Source organism: Bartonella sp. AA89HNZF (assembly GCF_042196905.1).
In the GTDB taxonomy this organism is placed as follows: Bacteria; Pseudomonadota; Alphaproteobacteria; order Rhizobiales; family Rhizobiaceae; genus Bartonella.
Genome location: NZ_JBHIRD010000001.1, coordinates 240294 through 264471 on the forward strand (window position 1 = coordinate 240294; position 24178 = coordinate 264471).

At 38.8% G+C, this 24178-nt stretch carries 20 protein-coding genes; 14 read left to right on the forward strand and 6 right to left on the reverse strand.

Translation table 11 applies throughout. The annotated features are described in order from the left end of the window. Nucleotides 1-74 precede the first annotated feature (74 nt). The 7 genes from zapE to lpdA all read left to right on the forward strand — a co-directional run bounded on the left by zapE (nucleotide 75) and on the right by lpdA (nucleotide 10571). Nucleotides 75-1274 (forward strand): cell division protein ZapE, encoded by a 1200-nt coding sequence (zapE, locus tag ACFIN0_RS00835; protein WP_375701706.1) that lies wholly within the window; start codon nucleotides 75-77, stop codon nucleotides 1272-1274. Nucleotides 1275-1562: 288 nt separating this feature from the next. Next, complete coding sequence (gene mdh / locus ACFIN0_RS00840; protein WP_375701707.1) at nucleotides 1563-2525, forward strand: malate dehydrogenase; 963 nt, start codon at nucleotides 1563-1565, stop codon at nucleotides 2523-2525. 91 nt (nucleotides 2526-2616) lie between these two features. Continuing rightward, nucleotides 2617-3813, forward strand: a complete 1197-nt coding sequence (gene sucC, locus ACFIN0_RS00845) for an ADP-forming succinate--CoA ligase subunit beta (RefSeq protein ID WP_375701708.1) — start codon at nucleotides 2617-2619, stop codon at nucleotides 3811-3813. A gap of 3 nt (nucleotides 3814-3816) precedes the next feature. Beyond that, nucleotides 3817-4719 (forward strand): succinate--CoA ligase subunit alpha, encoded by a 903-nt coding sequence (gene sucD, locus ACFIN0_RS00850; protein WP_375701709.1) that lies wholly within the window; start codon nucleotides 3817-3819, stop codon nucleotides 4717-4719. Nucleotides 4720-4889: 170 nt separating this feature from the next. Beyond that, entirely contained in the window at nucleotides 4890-7889 is a 3000-nt protein-coding gene (locus ACFIN0_RS00855) for a 2-oxoglutarate dehydrogenase E1 component (RefSeq protein WP_375606077.1), read from the forward strand. Nucleotides 7890-7921: 32 nt separating this feature from the next. Then, complete coding sequence (gene odhB, locus ACFIN0_RS00860) at nucleotides 7922-9133, forward strand: 2-oxoglutarate dehydrogenase complex dihydrolipoyllysine-residue succinyltransferase (RefSeq protein ID WP_375609973.1); 1212 nt, start codon at nucleotides 7922-7924, stop codon at nucleotides 9131-9133. 31 nt (nucleotides 9134-9164) lie between these two features. Beyond that, complete coding sequence (gene lpdA / locus ACFIN0_RS00865; RefSeq protein ID WP_375606075.1) at nucleotides 9165-10571, forward strand: dihydrolipoyl dehydrogenase; 1407 nt, start codon at nucleotides 9165-9167, stop codon at nucleotides 10569-10571. A 1128-nt stretch (nucleotides 10572-11699) separates the two neighbouring features. Here lpdA and ACFIN0_RS00870 read toward each other — a convergent pair. Both ACFIN0_RS00870 and ACFIN0_RS00875 read right to left on the reverse strand, forming a co-directional pair. Next, a complete protein-coding gene (locus ACFIN0_RS00870; protein WP_375701710.1) occupies nucleotides 11700-12938 on the reverse strand; it encodes a saccharopine dehydrogenase NADP-binding domain-containing protein in 1239 nt (412 codons plus the stop codon). 54 nt (nucleotides 12939-12992) lie between these two features. Then, complete coding sequence (locus ACFIN0_RS00875) at nucleotides 12993-14090, reverse strand: carboxynorspermidine decarboxylase (protein WP_375701722.1); 1098 nt, start codon at nucleotides 14088-14090, stop codon at nucleotides 12993-12995. A 167-nt stretch (nucleotides 14091-14257) separates the two neighbouring features. On the opposite strand from ACFIN0_RS00875, the gene ACFIN0_RS00880 reads away from it, so the two are divergent. From ACFIN0_RS00880 to mnhG, 7 genes are all read left to right on the forward strand, one after another. Beyond that, a complete protein-coding gene (locus tag ACFIN0_RS00880) occupies nucleotides 14258-14755 on the forward strand; it encodes a BA14K family protein (protein WP_375701711.1) in 498 nt (165 codons plus the stop codon). Between the two features lie 227 nt (nucleotides 14756-14982). Beyond that, the gene (locus ACFIN0_RS00885; RefSeq protein WP_375701712.1) at nucleotides 14983-17904 is read left to right on the forward strand and encodes a monovalent cation/H+ antiporter subunit A; all 2922 of its coding nucleotides are present in this window, start codon (nucleotides 14983-14985) and stop codon (nucleotides 17902-17904) included. Beyond that, complete coding sequence (locus tag ACFIN0_RS00890; RefSeq protein WP_375606071.1) at nucleotides 17904-18245, forward strand: Na+/H+ antiporter subunit C; 342 nt, start codon at nucleotides 17904-17906, stop codon at nucleotides 18243-18245. The genes ACFIN0_RS00885 and ACFIN0_RS00890 overlap by 1 nt, the downstream gene beginning before the upstream one ends. Continuing rightward, the gene (locus ACFIN0_RS00895; protein WP_375695698.1) at nucleotides 18245-19867 is read left to right on the forward strand and encodes a monovalent cation/H+ antiporter subunit D; all 1623 of its coding nucleotides are present in this window, start codon (nucleotides 18245-18247) and stop codon (nucleotides 19865-19867) included. The genes ACFIN0_RS00890 and ACFIN0_RS00895 overlap by 1 nt, the downstream gene beginning before the upstream one ends. Then, the gene (locus ACFIN0_RS00900; protein WP_375701713.1) at nucleotides 19864-20349 is read left to right on the forward strand and encodes a Na+/H+ antiporter subunit E; all 486 of its coding nucleotides are present in this window, start codon (nucleotides 19864-19866) and stop codon (nucleotides 20347-20349) included. Before ACFIN0_RS00895 ends, ACFIN0_RS00900 begins: the two co-directional genes overlap by 4 nt. Then, nucleotides 20346-20627, forward strand: coding sequence for a K+/H+ antiporter subunit F (locus tag ACFIN0_RS00905; protein ID WP_375606068.1), 282 nt, complete (start codon nucleotides 20346-20348; stop codon nucleotides 20625-20627). Before ACFIN0_RS00900 ends, ACFIN0_RS00905 begins: the two co-directional genes overlap by 4 nt. After that, on the forward strand, nucleotides 20624-21034 hold the full coding sequence (mnhG, locus tag ACFIN0_RS00910; RefSeq protein ID WP_375606067.1) for a monovalent cation/H(+) antiporter subunit G: 411 nt from the start codon (nucleotides 20624-20626) through the stop codon (nucleotides 21032-21034). The genes ACFIN0_RS00905 and mnhG overlap by 4 nt, the downstream gene beginning before the upstream one ends. A gap of 8 nt (nucleotides 21035-21042) precedes the next feature. On the opposite strand, the gene ACFIN0_RS00915 is transcribed toward mnhG, so the two are convergent. The 4 genes from ACFIN0_RS00915 to ACFIN0_RS00930 all read right to left on the reverse strand — a co-directional run bounded on the left by ACFIN0_RS00915 (nucleotide 21043) and on the right by ACFIN0_RS00930 (nucleotide 24005). Further along, nucleotides 21043-21435, reverse strand: coding sequence for an MliC family protein (locus tag ACFIN0_RS00915; RefSeq protein WP_375606066.1), 393 nt, complete (start codon nucleotides 21433-21435; stop codon nucleotides 21043-21045). A 17-nt stretch (nucleotides 21436-21452) separates the two neighbouring features. Beyond that, nucleotides 21453-21848, reverse strand: coding sequence for an MliC family protein (locus tag ACFIN0_RS00920; protein WP_375701714.1), 396 nt, complete (start codon nucleotides 21846-21848; stop codon nucleotides 21453-21455). Nucleotides 21849-22264: 416 nt separating this feature from the next. Continuing rightward, nucleotides 22265-23398: a 3-dehydroquinate synthase gene (gene aroB / locus ACFIN0_RS00925; protein WP_375606064.1), complete on the reverse strand. Its 1134-nt coding sequence runs from the start codon at nucleotides 23396-23398 to the stop codon at nucleotides 22265-22267. Continuing rightward, on the reverse strand, nucleotides 23373-24005 hold the full coding sequence (locus ACFIN0_RS00930; RefSeq protein WP_375606223.1) for a shikimate kinase: 633 nt from the start codon (nucleotides 24003-24005) through the stop codon (nucleotides 23373-23375). The genes aroB and ACFIN0_RS00930 overlap by 26 nt, the downstream gene beginning before the upstream one ends. Between the last annotated feature and the right edge of the window lie 173 nt (nucleotides 24006-24178).

Sequence of the window (24178 nt, forward strand, 5' to 3'; positions counted from 1 at the left end):
AGTAAGTTATAGAAACAGATTCGTGAAAAAAATTTGTATTTTTCATTGAGAACGGTTTGAAAAAGGTTGTTTGGATGATTCTCGTTTCAACACGCTATAAGGAGTTGGTCTCTAAAGGAGAAGTTTGTTTTGATCCAGCTCAATTAGTTTTAACAGAGCATTTTGATCATTTATTAAAAAAAATTGAGGAACAAAATGTTTCTCGTCCTTGGTTTTTGGTATTTTTGTCTTTTTTAAAAAGAATACTTAAAAGGAAAAAACAAAATATTGCTCGTGTTGCAAAACAAGGGGCTGAAAATGGATCTTTTCAGGGGCTGTATATTTATGGTGAAGTAGGACGGGGCAAAACCATGCTGATGGATTTGTTTTTTTCTTGTTTGCCGAAAGGTCATAAAAAGCGCGCCCATTTTAATGACTTTATGGCTGATGTGCATGAGCGCATTAATTTGTATCGTCAAGCATCTGGGCATACAAAATCTAAACAGGATAATCCTATTTTAGCTGTTGCTGAAGATCTTGCACGAGAAACAAAGGTGCTTTGTTTTGATGAATTTAGTGTAACAGATATCGCTGATGCTATGGTGTTGGGGCGGCTTATTTCTGCTTTGTTTGATAAAGGAATTTTCTTTATTGCAACTTCAAATGTGGCGCCCGATAACCTTTATTATAACGGTTTAAATCGCGAACTCTTTTTGCCTTTTATTCAAGTTTTGAAAGCATATGTTCGTGTTGTTAATCTTGATGCAAAAACAGATTATCGTCTTGAAAAATCAAATCTACAGCCCGTGTATGTAACACCTTTAGGGAAAAAAGCAGATGAATGCATGGATAAAGCATGGGCACTTGTATTGCAAGGAAATAAGGAGATATCTGATGAGTTTTCTATAAAAGGGCGCCTTATTCCTATTCCGCGTTTTGGTGCTGGATGTGCACGCTTTGATTATCGAGATTTGTGTGTACAGCCTTTGGCCGCGGCTGAGTATTTGGTATTAGGCGAGCGTTATCATACGATTTTTATCGATAATGTACCGGTTATGGATGATACATGTCGCAATGAAACAAAACGGTTTATTTTGCTCATTGATACTCTTTATGAGCGCCACATACGATTATTTATGTCTGCAGCAGCAGATGTGGAGCATTTGTATAAGGGGCATGCGAAGATCACGGAAACATTTGAGTTTCAAAGAACACAGTCACGTCTTTTTGAAATGCAAAGTCACGATTATTTGAAACTTTGGGAAGAACATTTTCTTTTGAAGAAGAAGCATTGATTATACTTTTACCTTTACGTAAACTGTAAAAATAATAACTCTTTGAAATTAAAGATATGCAATAATTCTGTTGTATTTTTTTTAAATTCACTTTATCGATACATCATGATAATTTTCTAATAGTTGTTTGTGCGGAGGGTTATTGTTTTTGTGAAGAGAGAAATTTGTAAATTTCATTGCTTTACTCCTTTTTATGATATTGTTTAAATATGGTTGAAGTCAAAAATATTCAGTATACGGACGCAAATGAGTGTGCGCTGGATTGTCTAAAAGTTAGGAAAAAATAAAATGGCACGAAAAAAAATAGCTCTCATTGGTTCAGGTATGATTGGTGGTACTTTGGCACATATTATTGGGCTTAAAGAGCTTGGTGATGTTATCTTATTTGATATTGCAGAAGGTGTACCACAGGGTAAAGCTCTTGATATTGCTGAGTCTTCACCTGTTGATGGTTTCGATGTTCATTTAAAAGGGGCAAATGCCTATGATGCAATTGAAGGTGCTGATGTTGTTATTGTAACAGCAGGGGTTGCACGGAAACCTGGTATGAGCCGTGATGATCTTTTGGGTGTTAATCTAAAAGTTATGGAACAAGTTGGTGCTGGAATTAAAAAATATGCACCTTCAGCTTTTGTTATTTGTGTTACAAATCCCCTTGATGTAATGGTATGGGCATTGCAGAAATTTTCAGGTCTTCCAGTGCATAAAGTGGTTGGTATGGCTGGTATTCTGGATTCAGCGCGTTTTCGTTACTTTTTATCTGAAGAACTTAAAGTCTCTGTCAAAGATGTGACAGCTTTTGTTTTAGGTGGGCATGGTGATTCAATGGTGCCTTTGGTGCGTTATTCAACAGTTTGTGGTATTTCTTTGCCTGATCTTGTTAAAATGGGTTGGACAACACAGGAAAGAATTGATCAAATTATTCAACGTACCCGTGATGGTGGTGCAGAGGTTGTTAGTTTGTTAAAAACAGGTTCTGCTTATTATGCACCAGCAGCTTCTGCTGTTTCTATGGCTGAGGCCTACCTAAAGGATACTAAGCGTGTTATGCCTGTTGCAGCCTATCTTTCAGGGGAATATGGGGTTAATGATACCTATGTTGGGGTACCTGTTGTACTTGGTGCAGGTGGTGTTGAACGAGTCATTGAAATTGATCTTGATAAAGAAGAAAGAGGTGCTTTTGATTATTCAGTAAATGCGGTTAAAAAGCTTTGTGAAGCTTGTATTGCTCTTGTGCCTAGCCTCAAGTAAATTGAACAGGATTTTGTTCATTAAAATTAAAGTATTTAGAATATTATAACTTTAGGACTAATAATAATCCATAAAAGAAAAGGACAAATGCATGAATATCCATGAGTATCAGGCCAAACGTCTGCTTCATGAATATGGAGCACCAATTGCAAATGGTGTCGCTGTTTATTCTGTAGAGCAAGCTGAAAAATGGGCGGAAAAATTACCCGGATCTCTCTATGTGGTTAAAAGTCAGATACACGCTGGTGGTCGTGGTAAGGGTAAGTTTAAAGAACTTGGTCATGATGCAAAGGGTGGTGTTCGGCTTGCAAAATCTGTTGAAGAAGTTGTTGCAAATGTTCAAGAAATGCTTGGAAAAACTTTGGTAACCAAACAAACTGGTCCAGAGGGTAAGCAGGTCAACCGCCTTTATATTGAAGATGGTGCCGATATTGAACGGGAGCTTTATCTTTCACTTTTGGTTGACCGTAGCGTTGGTCGAATTGCTTTTGTTGTTTCAACAGAAGGTGGAATGGATATTGAAACGGTTGCTGAAGAGACACCAGAAAAAATATTCACGCTTCCCATTGATGCTGTAGAGGGTGTTACTTTTGCTGATAGTGCAAGACTTTGTGATGCGTTGGAACTACAAAGTAGTGCGCGAGAAGATGGTGAAAAGCTTTTTCCGATTCTCTATAAGGCATTTTGTGAAAAAGATATGAGCCTTTTAGAAATCAATCCGCTTATTGTGATGAAAGATGGTCACTTGCGCGTTCTTGATGCAAAAGTTTCTTTTGATAATAATGCTCTGTTTCGTCATCCAGATATTTTAGAATTGCGCGATCTTTCAGAAGAAGATCCAAAGGAAATAGAAGCGTCAAAGCATGATCTTGCTTATGTTGCTCTTGAGGGTACGATTGGTTGCATGGTTAATGGTGCTGGGCTTGCTATGGCAACAATGGATATCATTAAGCTTTATGGAGCAGAGCCAGCGAATTTTTTGGATGTTGGTGGTGGAGCATCAAAAGAAAAAGTGACAGCTGCTTTTAAAATTATTACGGCCGATCCGAATGTTAAGGGCATTTTGGTTAACATTTTTGGTGGTATTATGCGTTGTGATGTCATTGCTGAAGGTGTGGTTGCTGCTGTTCGTGAGGTTGGTTTAAAGGTTCCCTTGGTTGTTCGTCTTGAAGGTACTAATGTTGAGCAAGGTAAAGCAATTATCAATGAGAGTGGTTTGAATGTTATTCCTGCTGATGATTTAGATGATGCTGCCAAAAAAATTGTTGCAGCCGTGAAGGGAGCTTAAGTTATGTCGATTCTTGTGAATAAAGAGACAAAAGTTCTCGTTCAAGGGCTTACAGGAAAAACAGGAACATTTCATACAGAACAGGCGCTTGCTTATCATGGTACGCAAATGGTTGGTGGCGTTAATCCTAAAAAGGGTGGAGAAACATGGGAAGGTTCAAAAGGCGAAACTCTTCCTATTTTTGCTAGTGTTGCAGAAGCAAAAGAAAAAACAGGCGCGGATGCTTCTGTTATTTATGTTCCTCCTGCAGGGGCTGCGGCAGCTATTATAGAGGCTATTGAAGCTGAAGTTCGTTTAATTATCTGTATTACGGAAGGTATTCCCGTTATGGATATGGTGAAAGTAAAGGCGCGATTAGAAAACTCAAAGTCGCGTCTTGTTGGTCCTAATTGTCCCGGTATTCTTACACCAAATGAATGTAAAATTGGTATTATGCCTGGTTCTATTTTTAGAAAAGGTTCTGTTGGCGTTGTCTCGAGGTCGGGAACTTTAACTTATGAAGCCGTTTTTCAAACGAGTCAGGAAGGTCTCGGACAAACAACTGCTATAGGGATTGGTGGCGATCCTGTTAAGGGTACTGAATTTATTGATGTGTTGGAAATGTTTTTAGCGGATGATGAAACCGAGTCTATTGTTATGATTGGTGAGATTGGTGGTTCTGCTGAAGAAGAAGCAGCACAGTTTCTGCAAGATGAAGCAAGAAAAGGTCGTAAAAAGCCAGTTGTTGGCTTTATTGCTGGCCGTACGGCTCCTCCAGGACGCACAATGGGACATGCTGGTGCTGTTATTTCTGGTGGTAAAGGTGGGGCAGAAGATAAAATTGCGGCAATGGAATCAGCAGGGATTCGTGTGTCTTCTTCGCCATCACAGATAGGTAAGACTTTGATGTCAGTTTTGAAAGGCTAAAAGAAAGTTTCACCTGAATAAGAAAAGGTTCTTAGATTCAGGTGAAAAAGCTTGAGTATAAATAAGGTAAAACTTTTTTGAATGTTCGATCACTGCTTGTTTGTAAGCATTTAAAGATCAAAAAGAGATATGAGATATAAGGAGACGGAATAAATGTTCCGGAGAAGTATATGGCAAGGCAGGACGAAATAAATAGCCTTTTTGCACAGACATCATTTCTTTATGGTGGGAATGCGGATTATATAGATCAACTTTATGCTCAATATGAAAAAGATCCTACCAGTGTTGATTCACAGTGGCGTGCTTTTTTTGAAGGACTTCATGATAACAAAGAAGATGTTCTTAAAAATGCTGAAGGAGCAACATGGCAGCGTGATCATTGGCCATTAAAAGCAGAGGGTGAATTGATTTCTGCTCTTGATGGTGATTGGTCTTCTCTTGAAAAATATTTTGGCGATAAATTAAAGGAAAAAGCAATAACAGGTGTTGCACAAAAGGGAAAAACTTCCAGTGAACAAGATATTATTCGTGCAACACGTGATTCTGTTCATGCAATTATGATGATTCGTGCGTTTCGAGAACGGGGACATCTTCATGCACAACTTGACCCTCTTCAATTGGCCGAAAAACAAGAAGATTATAAAGAACTTTCTCCAGAAGCTTATGGTTTTACTCCAGCTGATTACGAGCGTCCCATTTTTATTGATAATGTTTTAGGGTTGGAATATGCAACTATTCCGCAAATGCTTGAGATTCTCAATCGTACCTATTGTTCAACAATCGGTGTGGAATATATGCATGTTTCTGATCCGGTTCAGAAAGTATGGCTTCAAGAACGCATTGAAGGGCGAGATAAAAAAAATTCTTTCACACAACAAGACAAGAAAGCTATTCTGAATAAGCTTATTCAGGCAGAGGGATTCGAACAGTTTTTAGACACTAAATATAAAGGTACAAAGCGTTTTGGACTCGATGGTGGTGAGGCGCTGATTCCCGCTCTTGAACAGATTATCAAATGTGGTAGTGCTTTGGGGGTTAGGGAAGTTATTTTAGGAATGGCACATCGTGGTCGTTTAAATGTTCTTTCACAAGTTCTTGCCAAACCGCATAGGGCTATTTTTCATGAATTCAAAGGGGGATCTTACAAGCCTGATGATGTGGAGGGATCCGGTGATGTCAAATATCATTTGGGAACTACCGCTGATCTGGACTTTGATGGTAAAAAAGTTCATTTATCGCTGTTGGCCAATCCATCTCATCTTGAGATTGTTGATCCGGTTGTTATGGGAAAAGCACGTGCTAAACAAGATCAACTTATGGGACCTGCGCATACTGATTTACTCCCATTAAGTGAGCGTTCAAAAGTGATGCCATTGCTTATTCATGGTGATGCTGCTTTTGCAGGACAAGGCGTTATCCAAGAAACTTTTGGTCTTTCAGGTCTTAAAGGTTATCGTGTTGCGGGCTCACTTCATGTTATTATCAATAACCAGATTGGTTTTACAACATCCCCACGTTTTTCACGTTCTTCGCCTTATCCATCAGATGTCGCAAAAATGATTGACGCACCAATTTTCCATGTGAATGGTGATGATCCTGAGGCAGTTGTTTTTGTTGCCAAAATAGCAACAGAGTTTCGCCAAATTTTTCATAAACCAGTGGTTATTGATATGTTTTGTTATCGCCGTTATGGGCATAATGAAGGTGATGAACCTTCCTTTACGCAGCCGCTTATGTATAAAGCAATACGTAATCATAAAACAACACTTCAACTTTATAGTGACCAATTGGTAGAAGAAGGAATGGTTACTTCAGAAGAGATTGAGCAACAAAAAAAATTATGGCGCGATAAGCTTGAAGGTGAACTTGAAGCAAGTGCTTCTTACAAACCTAATAAGGCTGATTGGCTTGATGGAAGCTGGACGGGACTCAAGGCTTTTAGTAGTTCTGATGAGCAGCATTCTAGAACAACTGGTGTTGAATTAAAAACTTTAAAGGAAATTGGTCAGAAAATTGTTGAAATTCCAGCAGATTTTCACGTTCACAAAACCATTCAACGTTTTTTAAATAATCGTGCTAAAATTTTTGAAACCGGTGAGGGTGTTGACTGGGCAACTGCTGAAGCTTTAGCTTTTGGTTCACTTTGTTTGGAAGGAGCACCGGTTCGTCTTTCCGGTGAAGATGTTGAGCGAGGAACTTTTTCACAACGTCATTCAGTTCTTTATGACCAAGAAAATGAGGCGCGTTATATTCCTTTGAATCATTTACAAAAGGGGCAAGCACTTTATGACGTTGTTAATTCTATGCTTTCTGAAGAAGCTGTTCTTGGTTTTGAATATGGATATTCTCTTGCTGAACCACGAGGATTAACACTTTGGGAAGCACAATTTGGTGATTTTTCTAATGGTGCACAGGTCATTTTTGATCAATTTATTTCATCCGCAGAGCGTAAGTGGCTTCGTATGTCTGGTCTTGTGTGTTTATTGCCTCATGGTTTTGAAGGGCAAGGGCCGGAGCATTCTTCTGCACGTTTAGAACGGTTTCTTCAACTTTGTGCGGAAGATAATATGCAGGTTGCTAATTGTACAACCCCTGCAAATTATTTTCATATTTTGCGTCGACAAATTAAGCGTGATTTCCGTAAGCCATTGATTTTGATGACACCGAAATCACTTTTACGTCATAAGCGAGCTGTTTCTCTTCTCAATGAAATGGGGCCAGAAACAAGTTTTTGTCGTGTGTTACTTGATGATGCAGAATGTCTCAAAGATTCTGTCATTAAGTTGCAAAAAGATAATAAGATTCGCCGTGTCGTTCTTTGTACTGGTAAGGTTTATTACGACCTTTATGAAGAACGTGAAAAAAAGGGTATTGATGATGTTTATCTCCTTCGTATTGAACAGCTTTATCCTTTCCCTGCAAAAGTTTTGGTGAATGTGTTGTCGCGCTTTTTGCAGGCGGAAGTTTTTTGGTGCCAAGAGGAACCAAAAAACATGGGGGCTTGGTCATTTATTGAGCCTTATTTGGAATGGGTTTTGACGCATATTAATGCGCAATATTCACGTGCTCGTTATGCAGGACGTCCTGCGAGTGCGTCACCGGCCTCTGGGTTAATGGTGAAACACCTTGAACAACTGGCTGCGTTTCTTAAAGACGCGTTAGGTTCTTAATTTATTACTACTCTGATGTATGGAAAAATATTATGACTACTGAAATTCGTGTTCCTACTTTGGGCGAATCGGTTACCGAAGCAACGGTTGGCAAATGGTTTAAAAAACTTGGCGAAGCTGTCGCTATGGATGAGCCTTTGGTTGAATTAGAAACTGATAAGGTAACCGTTGAAGTTCCTTCTCCTGTTGCTGGGAAATTATCTGAAATCATTGCAAAAGAAGGCGATACGGTTGAAGTAAATGCTCTTTTAGGAGTGGTGAAAGCTGGCGAAGCTGGTGTCTCCCAATCATTTTCGTCTTCTGCTGCACCTGTTCCAGTTGCTTCATCTGAATCGGAGAAGCCTGCTTTGAGCAGTGCAATGCCTCCTTCTCCTTCAGCAGCAAAATTGATGGCTGAAAATAATGTTGCAAAAAGCGATATTTCAGGTTCTGGAAAACGCGGACAAATTCTTAAAGAAGATGTTCTTGGTGGATTAAAACAAAGTACAAATGCTCCTACACCCTCTTCTTCTGCGACGAGTTCTTCGGCAACTCCTGTCCAAGAAACACGTGAAGAGCGGGTTCGTATGACGAAATTGCGTCAAACAATTGCTCGCCGTCTTAAAGATGCACAAAATGTAGCAGCAATGTTAACCACATTTAATGAGGTTGATATGTCAGCGGTGATGGATTTGCGCAAGCGGTATAAGGATCTTTTTGAAAAGAAACATGGTGTTAAGCTTGGTTTTATGGGGTTTTTTACTAAGGCTGTTTGTCATGCATTAAAAGAACTTCCTGCTGTTAATGCAGAGATTGATGGGACAGATATTGTTTACAAAAACTATGTCAATGTTGGAATTGCTGTTGGAACGGATAAAGGACTTGTTGTCCCAGTGGTGCGAGATGCAGATCAAATGTCATTGGCAGAGATTGAAAAAGAGATTGGTCGTTTGGGGCGTCTTGCGCGTGATGGAAAATTAGCCGTTTCTGATATGCAGGGCGGAACTTTTACTATTACCAATGGTGGTGTGTATGGATCGTTGATGTCAACACCGATTTTGAATGCACCACAATCTGGTATTTTGGGAATGCATGCGATTAAAGAGCGAGCAATGGTTGTTGAGGGTCAAGTTGTGATCCGCCCCATGATGTATTTAGCGCTTTCTTATGATCACCGTATTGTGGATGGGCAAGAAGCTGTGACTTTCCTTGTGCGTGTTAAGGAAAGCTTAGAAGATCCGGAACGCCTTGTTCTTGATTTGTAAAATACAGTTTTCAGGATGAAAGGAGAAACGGATGTCTTATGATGTGGCTGTGATCGGAGCGGGTCCAGGTGGTTATGTAGCAGCGATAAAGGCGGCGCAACTGGGACTTAAAGTAGCAATTATTGAAAAGCGTACAACATTAGGAGGAACATGTCTCAACGTTGGTTGTATTCCTTCTAAAGCGTTGTTGCATGCTTCAGAAGTGTTTTCTGAAACCCAGCATGGTTTTGAAACGCTTGGTATTTCTATTGGTAAATCTAAGCTTAATCTTGAACAAATGATGGTTCATAAGAAAGCTGTGGTGACGGCCAATACGAGTGGTGTTTCTTTTTTGATGAAAAAAAATAAAGTTGATACTTTTTTTGGGACAGCCAAAATTTTGAGTGCGGGTCATGTGGAAGTTGTTGCCAGAGATGGTAATAAACAAACAATTGAAACAAAAAATATTATTATTGCTACCGGTTCAGAGAGTTCAGGCATTCCAGGAGTGAATGTTGAAATTGATGAAAAGACTATTGTTTCTTCTACGGGAGCTCTTTCACTTGAAAAAGTACCAACGCATATGATTGTCGTGGGTGCTGGTGTCATTGGTTCAGAACTTGGATCAGTTTGGAGCCGTTTAGGTGCTAAGGTGACCATTATTGAGTATCTTAATAAAGTTTTGGGCTCAATGGATGGTGAAGTTTCACGGCAATTTCAGAAGTTAATGGAAAAACAGGGGATTGAATATAAAACGGGTGCAAAGGTAACAGCTGTTACACAATCTGGCTCAACTGCTCAGGTGAGCTTTGAATCTGTCAAAGGTGGTGAATCTGAAACTTTAGAGGCTGATGTTGTGCTTATTGCTACTGGACGTTCTCCTTATACAGAGGGGCTTGGCTTACAAGAGGTTGGTATTCAGTTAGATGAACGCGGATTTATTGCAATTGATGCTCATTGGCAGACGAATGTTCCAGGAATTTATGCGATTGGTGATGTTGTAAAAGGACCAATGCTAGCACATAAAGCAGAGGAAGAAGGCGTTGCTGTGGCAGAAATTTTGGCAGGTCAAAAAGGGCATGTTAATTTTGATGTTATTCCTAGTGTTGTTTATACACAGCCGGAAATTGCGAGTGTAGGAAGGACAGAAGAAGAGCTAAAAACTGCTGGCATTGAATATAATGTTGGCAAATTTCCTTTTATGGCCAATGGTCGTGCACGTGCAATGCAAAAGAGTGATGGGTTTGTTAAAATCCTTTCTGATAAAAAAACAGATCGGGTATTAGGGGGGCATATTCTTGGATTTGGTGCTGGTGAAATGATCCATGAAATTGCAGTTTTAATGGAATTTGGTGGTTCATCAGAAGATCTGGGACGTTGTTGCCATGCACATCCTACCTTATCAGAAGCTGTGCGTGAGGCAGCTTTGGCAACATTTGCTAAACCACTTCATATTTAAAAAGCTTTTAAAAAGTAAATTTTAAAAGGTACGGGGGGCAGAAAATATTTGTGAAGCATGCAACAACATTTTAAAACTTTAAAAAAGAATATAACCAATTGTATTGAAGTGTTCCGTTTGTTGTATGCTTTTCGATAATTACTGTTTTAGATATCTGTTGTGCAGTTTTGATTGATTATTCTGTTGTGCACTATCGTTTAGAGAGGTGGTGTTTAGTCTATGTAAAGTTTTATATATGGGGTAGTTTTTATACTGTTATAAAATATTTAAGATAGGATTCTGAGCCTATCTGCGTGCTTTGTGTTAAGAAAACATCTCTCAAAATGCCCAAATCTACTTCGCAATGGTGCTCGTGAATGGTATAGCTGTAAAGTTTCTCTTGAAATATATGAAATTCATTCAAACTGTTATAAGACCTATTGTGCACCATCATCTTTATGTTTAGTAAAAGTACACGCTGACATTGATAATACACTTTTTCAGTTCTCAATATTGCTAAAGCTTTTTATTATTTGAGAGTTTTCATAAGAGAATTTTTATTCTGTTCTTTTATCATTTTACCTCACACGCTCGCTTTGTTTGTGATGTGCAGAAAAAAGATTTTAATTGCTTCAATGTGAGAGAGTTTGTGATTAAGAGAATTTTACAGTATTCAGCGTTATGAATCAACATGTTATATATGATGATGAATCATATGAAAAGGGAAGCCAAGAGGAATTCATTCACCCGAAGAAATTGAATTGTTTAATGATTGGTATAGGTTAAGGATCTTTGTCATTTAAGATGAAGAAGGGAGGAATTGAATATTCTACAAAATACCGCTCTTCTTTAAAAGAGCGGTATTTTTATATCTTTTGTTTATGACACTATCTTTTTGATGATAATGACAAGTTATACAGTGTGATTAAATTAGTTTTTTCTTCTCTGTTTTTCTTGATCATTGCTCGCTATGTCTTAAAAAGATGCTATGTCTCTTCTTTACGGTTGTTAAGAAATCGCAATGTTGCCAAAACATAACGAATAGCTAAAATTTTTTTGAAAACCATAATTACACGAGAATATTAAGTTTGTTTTCATTGGGCAGTTTTATGATAACTTAAAAAATTAAGCATATGCTTTCTATAGGTATTAAAATTGTAATTTTTTATCCTCTTGTTGTTCTCTTATAAAAGTGGGAAGCCCCATATGATCAAGATATTTAAGGAAAGGGTGGGGTGGTAACTCTTCCACATTGACCATAGTTTTAACATCCCATTCACCTGTGGCAATAAGAAGAGCTGTTGCGGCTGCTGGTACGCCAGCCGTATAGGAAATGCCTTGTGCCCCAGTTTCATGAAAAGCTTGTTTGTGATCGGCTATATTATAGATAAAAATTTCTCTCGGTTTTCCATCTTTTTCGCCTTTAATAAGATCTCCAATACAGGTTTTTCCTGTGTAGTCTGGGGCGAGAGAGGAAGGGTCGGGTAAGACGGCCTTTACGACTTTCAAGGGAACGACTTCTTGTCCTTCTGCTGTCTTAATGGGCTGTTCAGATAAGAGACCAAGATTTTTTAGAACCGTAAAAACAGTGATATAACGATCACCAAACCCCATCCAGAAACGGACATTCTCTACATCAAGATTTTTGGAAAGTGAATGAATTTCATCATGTCCTGTCATATAGGCTTTTTGTTTTCCCACAACGGGAAGATCCCATTCATGGCTGACTTCAAACATTTTATTGGAAGTCCATTTTTTATTTTGCCACGACCATACTTGTCCTGTAAATTCACGGAAGTTAATTTCTGGATCAAAATTTGTAGCAAACCAACGTCCATGATTTCCGGCATTAATATCAATAATATCAATATCTGTGATTTTATCAAAATAATCATCGCGCGCTAATGCTGCATAAGCATTCACTACACCTGGGTCAAAACCTGCTCCTAAAATAGCGGTTATACCAGCTTTTTCACATTCTGGACGCCGAGGCCATTCATAATTTCCATACCAAGGAGGTGTTTCACAAATTTTCAATGGGTCTTCATGAATTGCGGTATCGATATAAGCGCATTTGGTTTCAATACAAGCTGAAAGAACAGACATATTAAGAAAAGCAGAACCAACATTAATGACAATTTCGCATTTGGTCTTTTGGATGAGCTTTATAGTTTCTTCTACATTCATGGCATTGAGCGAATGGCTTTTGAGAACACCTTGCTCTTTCATTGTGTTTTTTTCTTTAATAGAAGAAATGATGGCTTCACATTTTTTGAGTGTTCGTGAAGCAATATGAATTTCACCAAGAATATCATTGTTTTGAGCACATTTGTGTGCAACAACTTGTGCAACACCTCCAGCACCAATAATGAGAACATTTTTTTTCATTGTAGGTCCATCTCCCTTTTTAATACTGTTGTATGACGTTTTTATGGTTGGTCTTTATGAAAGGCTTTCCTGATAGTCGTTATAGCTGAATTGGCGTTGAAGTATTAATGTACCATCGCACTCTTTGAGAACAATAGCAGGCATTGTAACGCCATTAAACCAGTTTTTCTTGACCATTGTATACCCTGCTGCATCCTGAAAAGACAGTCTATCGCCTATTTTAAGAGGTTTTTGAAATTGAAATGTTCCAAAAATATCGCCGGCGAGACAAGATTTTCCACAAATCATAATTTCGTGTGGTCCTTGATTGGGTTCTAATTTAGCATTTTCACGATAAATGAGAAGATCGAGCATATGTGCTTCAATTGAGCTATCAACGATGGCTAGATTCTTTTCATTATACAATGTGTCAAGAACACTGACTTCTAATGTGGTACTTTGGGTAATAGCAGCTTCTCCTGGTTCTAGAAAAAGAGTGACACCATGGGTTTCAGAAAATTGTTTTAAGCGTTTTGCGAAAGCTTCTAGAGGGTAATTCTCAGCCGTAAAATGGATTCCGCCGCCAAGGCTTATCCAGTCAACAGCAGAAAAAAGTTCTGCAAATTTTTCTTCCATATATCCAAGCATTTGGTTAAAAAGATTAAAGTCAGCATTTTCACAATTGTTATGGATCATCAATCCGTTGATAAGAGGCAGAACTTCTTTAATAGCGCTTTGGTTTGTTTCTCCTAAGCGGCTAAAAGGGCGGGATGGATTGGCAAGATCAAAATTTGATGCACTGATTCCTGGGTTTAACCTTAAACCTCTTTGAATGGTTTTTGTTGCATCAGAAAAGCGTTGGAGCTGTTGGATGGAATTAAAGATGATTTTATCTGCATAACCACAGGCTTCATCAATTTCATCATCTGCCCAAGCCACTGAATAAGCATGGGTTTCTTTGCCAAATTTTTCTCTTCCTAAACGTAGTTCATAAAGGGATGATGATGTGGTTCCATCCATGAACTCAGACATTAAATCAAAAACACTCCATGTGGCAAAACATTTCAAAGCAAGTAAAATTTTAGCTCCGGACATTTCCCGTAAACGAGAAATTGTTTGCATGTTTTTGATGAGTTTCGATTTGTCTATAAGATAGTAGGGGGTTTTTATCATCATTTATTCATTCTTTTTTGTAGGATCTTATTGCCAAGATCAACGTTTAGTACAAAGAGTAACAGAATGTCTCAAGAAAAAAGAGTCTTAAGAAAAGAATCTGTTTCTGTCTAGCAAGAGAAAGGCTTTCTGTAATTACTGTTGTTTATTATGTTGAGTTTTTTGTTATGAGTATGAAAAAAAAATTATATTATGCTTTAGCTTTTGTATTTGTTAGCAGTTTTTTCATTATAACAACCACTCTTGTTAATTGGGGGCAAAATAGGAGTGATGCTAAAGCCAAACTGGTTACTCAGACCTCTCTCCAAGATAGTTCGGTGCCTTTGATTTTTACGGGGCGTAGAGAACTTAATGGTTTTAAAGGTTATCGTCATTATCGGCGTGGTTATCGTAAATACAGTGATAATTGGTGGTATCCTGAAGTGGCATTTATTACATCACCGCACTTAAGCACAAAAGGCGCATCATTAAAAGTTGTACCAGATGCTAAAAAAGTGTTTTTAACGTCTTCTTCGGAAAAATTAGAAAAAAAAGAGCCATGGATGCATAAACAACATATTGAATCTTGCCTTACGCGTTATCGCTCTTATAATAAAAATGATAATAGTTTTCAGCCTTTTCATGGGGGGCGTAGGCAGTGTCTATCACGCTTTTTTAAAGGATAGAAATTAAATAAAATTTTAATTGCTTCTTGTCGTGAGCGTTATTGTTCTTACAATAAAGAGAAGACTTGTGTGGTGCGCAGTATTTTCATGCAAGCATTGTTTTTTTTAAATTTAAATGCTTTTAAGTTTTATTAAATCTTATTATCATTAAGTGTAGAATGGGGGGTGAGAATATAAGTTTTTGTTTTGTCGATGACAAAATATTAAGGTAAAATGGAGTTTAAAGAATGACAACACGGGAAGCAATGTTGGTATTGCTCGTTTTGCTTCCCTTTGGTGGAAGTGCTGTCATTGGCTTTTTTCGTTCGACAGCAAAAAATAATGAAGCTTGGTTTGCTGGGGTTGTCGCACTTTTCTGTCTTATTTTTACAATAATGCTTTATCCGGAAGTTCGTGGAAACCACATAGTGCGTTTAGATATTTCTTGGCTTCCAGAATGGGGAAGCAATTTGATTCTCCGCATAGATGGTTTGTCGTGGCTTTTTTGCTTGCTTATTACAGGGATTGGGCTGCTTGTTGTCATTTATTCACGTTATTACATAGATCCAGCGGATTCTGTACCGCGTTTTTTTTCCTTTTTTTTGGCCTTTATGGGATCAATGATAGGAATAGTTTTATCAGGTAATCTCGTCTTTTTGGTTGTTTTCTGGGAACTCACCAGTATTTTTTCTTTTTTGCTGATCGGCTATTGGTACCATAATGCAAGTGCGCGTGAGGGTGCGCGTATGGCTCTAACGATCACAGGTTTTGGCGGCTTTGCTCTTTTTATTGGCGTTTTATTGATTGGGTATATTGTTGGCAGTTTTGATTTGGATAAAGTGCTACAGTCTGGAGATATGATCCGGTTAAGTTCTCTTTATAGTCCTATCCTTATTTGTATTTTATTGGGAGGGTTAACAAAAAGCGCGCAATTTCCTTTTCATTTTTGGCTACCCAACGCGATGGCTGCTCCAACCCCCGTATCGGCTTATTTGCATTCGGCAACAATGGTAAAAGCGGGATTGTTTTTGCTCGTTCGTTTATGGCCTGTGCTCTCTGGAACAGAATCTTGGTTTTGGCTGGTTGGCTTTTCAGGACTCTCAACTCTTCTTCTAGGTGCCTATTTTTCCATGTTTCAGCAAGACTTGAAAGGACTGCTTGCTTACTCGACTATTAGTCATCTTGGATTAATTACAACACTTTTAAGTCTTGGTAGTCCACTTGCATGTGTTGCGGCGATCTTTCATATGGCCAATCATGCTACTTTTAAAGCTTCTTTATTTATGGCTGCTGGCATTATTGATCACGAGACGGGAACACGTGATATGCGTAAACTGTCAGGGCTTTATCGTTCTATGCCTATTACAGCAACTCTTGCTTTAGTTGCGAGTGCAGCGATGGCTGGGGTTCCTTTGTTGAATGGTTTTTTATCGAAAGAGATGTTTTTTGCTGAAGCTGTTGAAACGCATATGGAATCATGGCTCGATTGGATTGCACCTTATGTGGCAACGCTGGCCAGTCTGTTTAGTGTGACCTATTCTATACGCTTTATTCATGGCGTTTTTTTAGGATCAAAGCCTGACAATTTGCCCAAGACTCCCCATGAATCACCGCATTTCATGCGTTTACCAATGGAGCTTTTGGTGTTTATTTGTTTAGCGGTTGGTATTTTTCCTAATTTAACAATAGGACCTATTTTAGATAATGCGGTCGTGTCTGTTTTAGGACCAATGACAATTCCTTATAGTTTGGCTGTTTGGCATGGGTTTAACACTCCATTAGTGATGAGCTTTGTTGCATTATTAGGGGGCGGATTGCTCTATGCTGTTGGGCATCGTTATTTTTTATCCTGTGATGATGGGGCTCCTTTTTTCCGTCACTTAAAAGGGCCGCGTATTTTTGAACGCATTCTCGTAATTATTTCTTGGAAATGGGCACGTGCGGTGGAGTCTGCTTTGTCAACACGCCGTTTGCAGATCCAATTGCATTGGATTTTTTGGGTCTGTTTTGCCTTTGTTGGTCTTTTACTTTGGTGCGATGGTTTCATTCCAGTGGGGACATTACCGCTTTTTCCACTTGATATTCCTTTTCTCGCTCTTTGGCTGGTTGGCGGATTATGTGCGCTTTTAGTGGCTTGGCGAGCAAAGTTTCATCGTCTTGCTTCACTTATGCTTTTAGGGGGAGCTGGTTTGATGACTTGTACAACCTTTTTATGGCTTTCTGCTCCTGATTTAGCAATAACACAATTGGTTGTTGAGGTTGTTACAGTCGTTTTATTATTGCTTGGTTTACGGTGGTTGCCTAAACGTTTGCATGACCCTGGGCCAGCTGCTGTTCATTTTTGGGTTCGCTTGCGTCGTTTCCGTGATTTCATCATATCCCTTGTAGGAGGTGCTGGTGTAGCATGGCTTTCTTTTGCAGTGATGACACGTCCTCAAGGTACGACGATTTCTGATTTTTTTCTAACACATGCTTACTCAGATGCTGGTGGTCGCAATGTTGTGAATGTGTTATTGGTTGATTTCCGTGGTTTTGATACCATGGGAGAAATTGTGGTTTTGGGTGTTGTTTCCCTTACTGTTTTTGCACTCTTACGACGTTTTCGTCCTGCGCCTGAGAGTATTGATGCGCCTTTTCAACAACGTATCCAGAAAGCCTTTGATATAGCACAGCCTAATCGAAATGTGGGAGATACAGTATTGAATTATTTAGCTGTTCCTGCTGTTATTATGGGTTGGCTCTTTCCGATTATTATCGCTTTTGCTATTTATTTATTCATGCGAGGGCATGATCTGCCAGGAGGTGGATTTGTCGGTGGTATTACTTTGGCTATAGGATTTATTTTACAATATCTTGCACGCGATATTCGGTGGGTGGAAACGCATTTGAGAGTTTTACCTTTGCGTTGGATAGGCTTTGGTTTATTATTGTCAGTCGTAACGGGGATGGGCTCTTGGTTTTTTGGATATCCTTTTTTAACATCCTTTTTTCGATATATTCATCTTCCGTTAATTGGGAAAGTTCCCATGGCATCTGCTTTTTTGTTTGATTTTGGTGTGCTTTCTCTTGTGTTAGGAGCAACTGTTCTCATTTTAATTGCACTTGCACACCAGTCAATTCGGAGTTACCGAATCGGTAAGAAACCTATTTTAAAAGAGAAGGAAAATTAATGGAAATTGTTCTTTCTTTGGGTATCGGTGTTTTTGTCGGATCAGGTATTTGGCTTGTTTTGCGTCCACGTACTTTTCAAGTCATTCTTGGTTTGTCCTTGATCTCCTATGGTGTTAATCTTTTTATATTTTCAATGAGTAGACCGCGTAGTAATGCTGCTCCAATTGTTGATTCTACCACTGTTATTAATCCAGCTAATTATGTCGATCCTCTCCCACAAGCCTTGGTTTTAACTGCGATTGTGATTGGTTTTGCAACAACAGCTTTATTTTTAGTTATCTTGTTGGTTTCACGTGGTTTAACGGGTTCTGATCACGTTGATGGACGTGAGGTGCAATAATGGAAATAGGAGTGCATCATCTCCTTATTTTGCCTATTCTTTTGCCGTTAATCACTGGAGCACTTCTTCTTTTTTATGATGAACGTCGTGCAAAACTTAAATCATTCATCAGTCTTTCTTCTGCGGGACTGTTGGTTGTTACTGCCATTTTATTGATTATACATACTCTTGAAATAGCACCGGCTTGCGATGTTTATCGACTTGGTAATTGGCCGTCTTCTTTTGGAATTGTTTTAGTCCTTGATCGCTTAAGCGCTATGATGCTTTTACTTTCCAGCTTGTTGGTGACTAGCGTGTTGGTTTTTGCGCGGGCTCATTGGTACAAAGCTGGCTCTCATTTTCAGTCACTAATGCAATTTTTTATGGTGGGGATAAATGGTGCTTTTTTGACTGGCGATTTATTTAATTTATTTGTGTTTTTTGAAGTTATGTTAACGGCTTCCTATGGGCTTGCTTTGCATGGTTCTGGTCAGACACGCGTGCGCGCAGGATTGCATTATGTTGTGGTTAATCTTGTTGCTTCATTATTTTTTTTAGTTGGTATAGCGCTCATTTATGGAGTCGTTGGTACTCTTAATATGGCCGATTTGGCTGTTAAAATAAAATATATATCTTCTACAGATATTGTTTTATTCGAAATAGGTGTTGCACTTTTAGGTATTGCTTTTTTGCTTAAAGCGGGTATGTGGCCGCTTAATTTTTGGTTGGTGCCAACTTACAGTGCAGCAGCAGCGCCTGTTGGAGCTTCTTTTGCAGTTTTGAGCAAGGTTGGTATTTATATTATCTTACGTTTAACGTTGCTATGGTTTGGTCCTGAAAGTGAATATTTTAACCATTTTGGTCATACGGTTTTGTTTTATGGTGGGCTTGCCACTATGATTGTTGGTTTTATTGGGGTATTGGCGAGCCAAGTTTTGGTGCGTTTGGCAGCTTATAGCGTTCTTGTCTCTTCTGGTACATTGTTGGCTGCGATCGGGATAGGCAATGCAGCACTGACAGCAGGCGCACTTTTTTATATTGTTTCTTCAACTTTAGCACTGGGAGCTTTTTTTCTTTTGGTAGAGTTGGTTGAACGCTGTCAAGATGTGGCTGCTAATGTTCTTGCTGTCACAATGGAGGTGTATGGTGACGATGAAGAGGAGGAAGAAGATGAAGTTGGCATCTATTTTCCAGTAACCTTGGCAATTCTTGGAGCTTGTTTTGGTATCTGTGCCATTTTGATTATTGGATTGCCGCCTTTTTCTGGTTTTGTTGCTAAATTTATGATGTTCATGGCAATTTTAAATCACAGTAGAGAGGATTTTTCTGCCTCTCTACCGGTTTACCAAGATTGGCTTTTTATAGTTTTTGTCACTCTCTCTGGTTTTGCGGCTTTGATTGCATTGACACGAACGGGTATCCGAACTTTTTGGGTTTCTCTTGAAGGGCGTATTCCCCGTGTGCAAGTGATAGAATTTGCGCCTATTGCCGCTCTCCTTGCTTTGTGTTTTCTTATAACAATTGTAGCCAGTCCTGTTAGTCATTATATGTCTGAAACTGCTAAGACTTTGTATGAACCTCAAAACTATATTAGGAGCGTTTTAACGGATTTTTCTCTCGAAAATAGGGAGGTGAGTAAATGAATCGTTTTTGTCCTTCCCCTTTTTTCAGTGGTGTCATTGTCCTTATGTGGCTTATTTTAAGTGGTTTTAGTTTAGGGCAATTGCTTTTAGGGATTTTAACCGCTTTGTTTTGTGGTTGGATGATACGGCTTCTGGAGCTGGAGAAGGCTGTTATTAAAAACTGGAGTGCGGTTTTTCGTCTCGTTTTTCGAGTATTTATAGATTCTATATTCTCAAATGTTTCGGTGGCTTGGTCTGTTTTAACAAAAAGGTCTCGAGAGCAGAAATCTGGTTTTATTGTAGTACCTCTTCTGCTTCATAATCGCACTGCTTTGGCTATTTTAGCATGCATCCTTTCGGCAACCCCTGGAACTGCTTGGGTTGCCTATAATAGTAAAAAGGGTGAACTTTTGCTTCATGTCTTAAATTTAAAAAATGGATATGATTACAAACAGTTGATCAAACAACGGTATGAGCAATTGCTTTTGGAGATTTTTTTATGAGTATGGTGATTCTTTATTGGGGGCTTTTCTTTTCACAGTTTTTTTTAAGTTTAGCGGTGATTTTTGCGCTGTTTCGGTTGATTCGTGGTCCACGGGCGCAGGATAGAATTGTTGGTTTGGATGCCCTTTATATAACCACTATTCTTTTGTTTCTTACATTCGATATTCGTTCAGGAACAACCACTTATTTTGTCGCAGCTCTCATTATTGGATTGTTGGGATCTGTCTCAAGCATCGCTTTGGCGAAATTTCTTATGCGGGGGGAGATTATTGAATGAAAGATGATATATCGCTTTTGGTTGCTATTGCTATCACAGTTTTCTTAATATTAGGGTCTGGATTGACATTGATCGCCACGATAGGTTTGGTGCGTTTTTCCAATTTTTATAAGCGTTTGCATATGCTTTCAGTATGTACGAGTTGGGGCGTTGGTAGTATTCTTATTTCTTCATTTCTTTATTCAATATTTGTGGACCATTATTTTGTTTTTCATGAAGTTTTGCTGATGTTTTTTTTGTTTTTAACAGCACCGGTAGCTTCTATGTTGCTTTCACATACAGCAGCTTATCGACATCATTCAGAAGAACAGTCAGAAAAACCGCTGGCTCTTTTATTACACCAGACGGAGGAAAAGTTACCCACGTCAGAAGGAACATCAAGAGATGAGAGCCAGCGCGGTTCTTGAAATCTTCTTTATTCTGTGCTTTTTTCTTCTACACAGTGGATGGGTTTTTCTTCTTTTGGATCATTAATAAGATCGTAAAATATGGCTTCATTTTTAGTTATCCACCAAATGTATTGACCACCCACATATTTTCCTCCAGAAGCGGCAATTACATTAGAACCAACGATGCGCTTACCGTTCCATTTTAAATCAACAAGTGCAATATTGCCAGCATTATGATAAGTTGCCTCAACATGCTCTTTACTTGTTCCCATGTCGCATTGATAGGAGACGGTCTCTGTTGTTGGTTCTGGATCATCTGGTACTTCAATGACTAAAGAACTTGCTAATGCATTAATTGAACCGAGGAGTAAAACACTTAAAGTAATGAAAAATTGTTTAGTAAAAGAAATTTTTTTCATAATATTTCCCGTATTATTTAAAATAATAATGTTGACTCATCTTTACAGAGGATAGGTTTTTTTTCTTCTGGATCCTGAGAAAGGTCATAAAGCGTGACTTCTTTGTTCTTCTCCCACCAGATATACTGAGCTCCTGCAAATTTTGCTCCTGTTGCCGCGATGACATTAGCAGCAATGACACGGTCACCGTTCCATTTGAAATCAACCAACGAAATATTGTCAGCATTAAGATAGACTGCCTCTACGCGCTCTTTACCTGTTCCAGTATCACATTGATAGGTAATGGTCTCTGTTTTGGGCTCTGGATTGTCTGGTACTTCAATGATTAAAGAACCAGCTAAGCTATTGTTTGAGCTGAAGAGTGATAAACTTAAAGCGGTGAAAAATCCTAAAATGTGCAAAGTTTTTTTCATGATGCTTCCCTATATTCCTAATATTGTGCACAAAGAATAATTTGACTGATACGATGGTGTCTACGGCAGGATTCGAACCTGCGACCCCAGGATTCATACCACTTCGATTTTCACCGCCAGCCTTATCGGCTGTTTGTGGTCTGGACTGTCTCTTCACCTTGAAGCTTTTGCTCTTTAGGTGCTGCCCGTTCAGTCTCTACACCTTTCTCTCATTTGAAAAGAGACTTGGCTCGGGATTGGCATATAGTCGCCCATGAAGCTTTCCCCGAATTTGAGCAGATTCACTTTGAGGATTTCTCCTCAAAGTGCCCAATTTCTTTAGGAATCCTGTGCTCTATCCTACTGAGCTACGCAGACATCATCATATTTAATCTTTAATAGAAGTATAAAAACGAATCAATTATATTCAATATGAATTAACGAATTTCTGTTAATTTTTGTTCCAAAAAGGATAAAACTGCATCTGGTGAAATATTTTTTGCAATAAATGATTGGCCAAGTCCGCGTGTTAAGATGAAAGTCAAATTGTTTTGCGAAACTTTTTTATCTTGGGCAATGAGAGTCATTAAAGTTTCAGCATCTGGTAGAGGCCCTGGGATATCCTTTAATTGTGTAGGCAATCCTATAAACTTGAAGTGCGCTTCAATGCGTTGTGTAAGCGTGGGGCTTATTAAATTTAATTGAGCAGAAAATTGATGAGCTAGAATCATCCCAATTGCTACACTTTCGCCATGGATTAAACGGTTAGAGTCATAAGCGGTTGCTGTTTCAAGCATGTGTCCAAATGTATGGCCGAGATTTAAGAGTGCGCGCTCTCCGGTTTCGTATTCATCGCGTGCTACAATGTCAGCTTTAAATTGGCATGAGCGAACAATGGCCTCTGTTCGCATAGGGCCATTAGAGAAAATTTTCTGCCCATTTTTTTCAAGCCACTCAAAAAAGTCAGGTTGGTTAATGAGACCGTATTTTACTATTTCTGCGTAGCCAGCGCGAAATTCGCGCGGCGGCAGGGTATCAAGAAGACACGTGTCAGCAATAACGCATTGTGGTTGATAAAAAGCACCGATAAGATTTTTGCCATATTGGTTATTGATTCCAGTTTTTCCACCAACAGAGGAATCAATTTGTGCAAGAAGCGTTGTGGGCATTTGAATGAAGTTCATACCACGGCGGATTATACTTGCTGCAAATCCTGCTAGATCGCCAATGACACCACCGCCAAAAGCAATAACACAGTCGCCTCTTTCTAAACGCGCAGCAAGAATTTGATCGATGACAACTTGCAGGGTTGAAAATGATTTTGATTGTTCTCCCGCTTCTACAATAATAGGGACAGTATGAATTTTATTTTTTGTCAATTCTGCTTGCAATATCTCCAAATAAAGGGAGGCAACATTTGTATCTGTAACAAGTGCCAAGCGCGTTTGATGAGGATCTTTTTTGTTAAGAGCATGTTTAATCTGTGAAGCAGCTTGTGTAATCAGACCCGGACCAATGATGATATCGTAACAGTGTTTGTCCAGTTTAACAGTGACGGTTTTGGTTTGCATGCTGGTTATCCCTATTGTTAATTTCTGTGTATAGGTAGTGCTGTACGGATCGTATAACATTTTGTGCTACGGTATGACGGCTTTCTTTATGACTGTTAATTGTTAAGTTTGCCTTTGCATAGATAGGATAACGCTGTTCCATGAGTTTTTGCATAGTTTCTTTAGGATTGGCTGTTTGAAGCAGGGGACGTGTTGGGTGTTTTGAGACACGTTGCATGAGGATATCAAGATCGACTTTTAGCCATATGGATATACCATTTTGGTGAATGGCTTTTCGGATATTTTCATTTATGTAGGCACCACCACCTGTTGCTAAAACAAGGGGACTTTTTTTCATGAGGTTTAGAATAACACGCTGTTCAAGAGCACGAAATTCGGATTCACCATAAATTTCAAAGAGTTCCGTGATTGTCATTTGTGCAGCTTTTTCAATTTCTTGGTCAGAATCATAAAAAGGTAAACGAAGCATGGTGGCGACGCGTTTTCCGATCACTGATTTGCCTGCCCCCATAAGACCAACAAGGACAAGTGCTCTTTTATCAAGGGACGATAAGAGCTGATTCTTTATTTGTGTTATGGGGACGCGTTTTTGTCGATTGCTTTTCATAACTTTATTTCGGCATTTATCCATCTTAAAGTCAATTCCTGTTAATCTTTGTGAGGCATAATACGAGATAGAATATTTTTGGGTAGGTTATTGTCTTATGCCAACATTGACTAGATTTTTGATGATTCTTTTCATTTTGCTTTCTGTTCTTTTCATTATAATGGGTGCTCTTG

Excerpts from the sequence above, each read along its gene's own strand:
- ACFIN0_RS00900 (WP_375701713.1), top strand. The coding sequence starts at position 19,864 with ATGAATCGTTTTTGTCCTTCCCCTTTTTTCAGTGGTGTCATTGTCCTT.
- ACFIN0_RS00915 (WP_375606066.1), bottom strand. The coding sequence starts at position 21,435 with ATGAAAAAAATTTCTTTTACTAAACAATTTTTCATTACTTTAAGTGTT.
- ACFIN0_RS00930 (WP_375606223.1), bottom strand. The coding sequence starts at position 24,005 with ATGAAAAGCAATCGACAAAAACGCGTCCCCATAACACAAATAAAGAAT.
- ACFIN0_RS00895 (WP_375695698.1), top strand. The coding sequence starts at position 18,245 with ATGGAAATAGGAGTGCATCATCTCCTTATTTTGCCTATTCTTTTGCCG.
- ACFIN0_RS00885 (WP_375701712.1), top strand. The coding sequence starts at position 14,983 with ATGACAACACGGGAAGCAATGTTGGTATTGCTCGTTTTGCTTCCCTTT.
- odhB (WP_375609973.1), top strand. The coding sequence starts at position 7,922 with ATGACTACTGAAATTCGTGTTCCTACTTTGGGCGAATCGGTTACCGAA.
- lpdA (WP_375606075.1), top strand. The coding sequence starts at position 9,165 with ATGTCTTATGATGTGGCTGTGATCGGAGCGGGTCCAGGTGGTTATGTA.
- mdh (WP_375701707.1), top strand. The coding sequence starts at position 1,563 with ATGGCACGAAAAAAAATAGCTCTCATTGGTTCAGGTATGATTGGTGGT.
- mnhG (WP_375606067.1), top strand. The coding sequence starts at position 20,624 with ATGAAAGATGATATATCGCTTTTGGTTGCTATTGCTATCACAGTTTTC.
- ACFIN0_RS00880 (WP_375701711.1), top strand. The coding sequence starts at position 14,258 with ATGAGTATGAAAAAAAAATTATATTATGCTTTAGCTTTTGTATTTGTT.
- ACFIN0_RS00905 (WP_375606068.1), top strand. The coding sequence starts at position 20,346 with ATGAGTATGGTGATTCTTTATTGGGGGCTTTTCTTTTCACAGTTTTTT.
- ACFIN0_RS00890 (WP_375606071.1), top strand. The coding sequence starts at position 17,904 with ATGGAAATTGTTCTTTCTTTGGGTATCGGTGTTTTTGTCGGATCAGGT.
- ACFIN0_RS00855 (WP_375606077.1), top strand. The coding sequence starts at position 4,890 with ATGGCAAGGCAGGACGAAATAAATAGCCTTTTTGCACAGACATCATTT.
- ACFIN0_RS00870 (WP_375701710.1), bottom strand. The coding sequence starts at position 12,938 with ATGAAAAAAAATGTTCTCATTATTGGTGCTGGAGGTGTTGCACAAGTT.
- sucC (WP_375701708.1), top strand. The coding sequence starts at position 2,617 with ATGAATATCCATGAGTATCAGGCCAAACGTCTGCTTCATGAATATGGA.
- ACFIN0_RS00875 (WP_375701722.1), bottom strand. The coding sequence starts at position 14,090 with ATGATAAAAACCCCCTACTATCTTATAGACAAATCGAAACTCATCAAA.
- sucD (WP_375701709.1), top strand. The coding sequence starts at position 3,817 with ATGTCGATTCTTGTGAATAAAGAGACAAAAGTTCTCGTTCAAGGGCTT.
- zapE (WP_375701706.1), top strand. The coding sequence starts at position 75 with ATGATTCTCGTTTCAACACGCTATAAGGAGTTGGTCTCTAAAGGAGAA.
- aroB (WP_375606064.1), bottom strand. The coding sequence starts at position 23,398 with ATGCAAACCAAAACCGTCACTGTTAAACTGGACAAACACTGTTACGAT.
- ACFIN0_RS00920 (WP_375701714.1), bottom strand. The coding sequence starts at position 21,848 with ATGAAAAAAACTTTGCACATTTTAGGATTTTTCACCGCTTTAAGTTTA.